The sequence below is a fragment of the Pedobacter sp. 01T416_2 genome (assembly GCF_056398925.1).
In genome coordinates, this window is the sequence record NZ_JBFTQI010000933.1 from 1 (window position 1) to 2092 (window position 2092).

The following is a 2092-nucleotide window of genomic DNA, read 5'->3' on the forward strand; positions in this document are numbered from 1 at the left end:
CTTTTATTTCGCGCGGTTCGTCACCCTGAATTTATTTCAGGGTCTTTATTGTATAAAAGATGCTGAAATAAATTCAGCATGACGATCGCCTAATGCAATGAGCCAATATTATATAAATTCTTTTTTAAATCGAACTCAAGGCTTTCAAGTTCCACTCTTTAATTTCTTCGATGGTAATGCGGTCTTCGTAAATCGCTTTTCCAACCACCACACTTCTAATTGGATATTTAGCCAGATCATAAATATCCTGCATCGAACTTACACCACCTGAAGCAATCAGTTTGATCATAGGAGAGTGTTCAAGCAGTTTTTGGTATAAATCGATCGCTGCGCCACCCAATTTTCCATCCTTACTGATATCGGTACATAAGAAACGGAAAAAACCCAGTGAAAGACATTTGTCAACGTAATCCATCAGTTTAATCGGCGAGCTTTCCATCCAGCCCGAATATTTGATTACCTCATCCAAAACATCAATTGCAATTATTATGCGGTTTGCATAATCATCTTTTTTAGCAAAAGTTTCGCTTAGTTGAGGTAAAAAATCAGGATTGGTAATGGCCTGTGTACCTACAATTACGCGGTGAATGCCAGCATCAAGCAAATTGGTCACCTGCTCAATGGTTCTGATGCCACCACCATACTGCACTTTCATTTCGGTTTTTTTAATGATCTCAAAAAGTGCTTTTTGATTGCTAAAATCGCCTTTGGCTCCGTTTAAATCAATAATATGGATGAAATCTGTACCATTTGAACGGTATTTTTCTATCATTTCGGGGATTGAAACATCATATTCCGTTTTTTGGTTGTAATCGCCTTCACGAAGACGGACAACTTTTCCATCCAAAATATCAATAGCAGGTATTATGTACATTTTATAAGCTTAAGTTTGAAAAATTTTTTAATACTAGTTCACCGGCTTTTCCCGATTTTTCGGGGTGGAACTGAACGCCGTAAAAATTATCTTTTTGTATTGCTGCCGAAAACTTTAAACCATAATCAGCAGATGCGATGTCAAAAGTAGGGTTATATTCAATAAAGTACGAATGCACAAAGTAAAATTGTGTATTATCTTCAACACCTTCAAATAGCGAATTGTTTTTCGGACTAATCGCATTCCATCCCATGTGTGGTATTTTGATATTCAGCGACTTATCGAATTTTTTGGTTTTAACCGGAACGATATTTAAAAGCGCTGCATCGCCCTCTTCCGAATGTTCGGTAATGAGCTGCATGCCCACACAGATGCCAAGCACAGGTTTTGTTAGTTTTTTAATGGCTTCAACCAAGCCCGTTCCCTTTAATTTTTCCATGGCGGCACCCGCATGGCCAACACCAGGGATGATGATGTGGCTATATTTTTCGAGGTCGTTTTCGGTGTTTACCATGCCGTAGGTTAGATTTAAGCGATCTAATGCTGCGGTAAGGGAGAAGATGTTGCCTGCTCTGTAATTTACTATTCCAATCATTTTAATATCAAATATTAGTATCGGGTATCAAGATAAGATGCTCATTTTATTGCTTTATAAATTTGAAAACGAGTGTCAGCTTTTCAAAGGTGCTGTAGTCCCGCTATCGCTTATAGTCCTCTCCCGATGAAGAATCGGGATGCGGGCTATTCCGCTCTATCGGGTTTATTTAACAGCGGATGGGCGTTAAAACCCTCCGTCTTAAACCTTTCGGCCTTCGACCTTTCTTACAATAGCCCCTTAGTGCTTGGCAAAACCATTTTCTCAGCATCACGTTTGATTGCCATTTTAATTGCTTTTGCAAATGCTTTAAAAATAGCTTCAATTTTATGGTGCTCGTTATCGCCCTCTGCTTTTACGTTTAAATTGCATTTTGCGGCATCACTGAACGATTTAAAGAAATGATAAAACATTTCTGTAGGCATATCGCCAACTTTTTCACGTTTAAATTCAGCATCCCAAACAATCCAGTTTCTTCCTCCAAAATCGATGGCTACCTGCGCCAAACAATCGTCCATTGGTAAGCAAAAACCATACCTTTCAATGCCTAGTTTATTGCCTAATCCTTTAGCAAATGCTTCTCCAAGGGCAATTCCGGTATCTTCTATGGTGTGGTGCTCATC

The 2092-nt window shown here is 38.9% G+C and carries 2 protein-coding genes and 1 pseudogene; all 3 read right to left on the minus strand.

All coding sequences use genetic code 11. The features are described 5' to 3' along the window. Positions 1-124 precede the first annotated feature (124 nt). Positions 125-874 carry a 1-(5-phosphoribosyl)-5-[(5-phosphoribosylamino)methylideneamino]imidazole-4-carboxamide isomerase gene (gene hisA, locus AC1DPQ_RS25965; RefSeq protein ID WP_477579264.1) on the minus strand — a complete coding sequence of 250 codons (750 nt, stop codon included), beginning with the start codon at positions 872-874 and terminating at the stop codon, positions 125-127. A 1-nt stretch (position 875) separates the two neighbouring features. Continuing rightward, a complete protein-coding gene (hisH, locus tag AC1DPQ_RS25970) occupies positions 876-1469 on the minus strand; it encodes an imidazole glycerol phosphate synthase subunit HisH (RefSeq protein ID WP_477579266.1) in 594 nt (197 codons plus the stop codon). A 227-nt stretch (positions 1470-1696) separates the two neighbouring features. Next, a pseudogene (locus tag AC1DPQ_RS25975) lies at positions 1697-2092 on the minus strand (bifunctional histidinol-phosphatase/imidazoleglycerol-phosphate dehydratase); the annotation flags it as partial.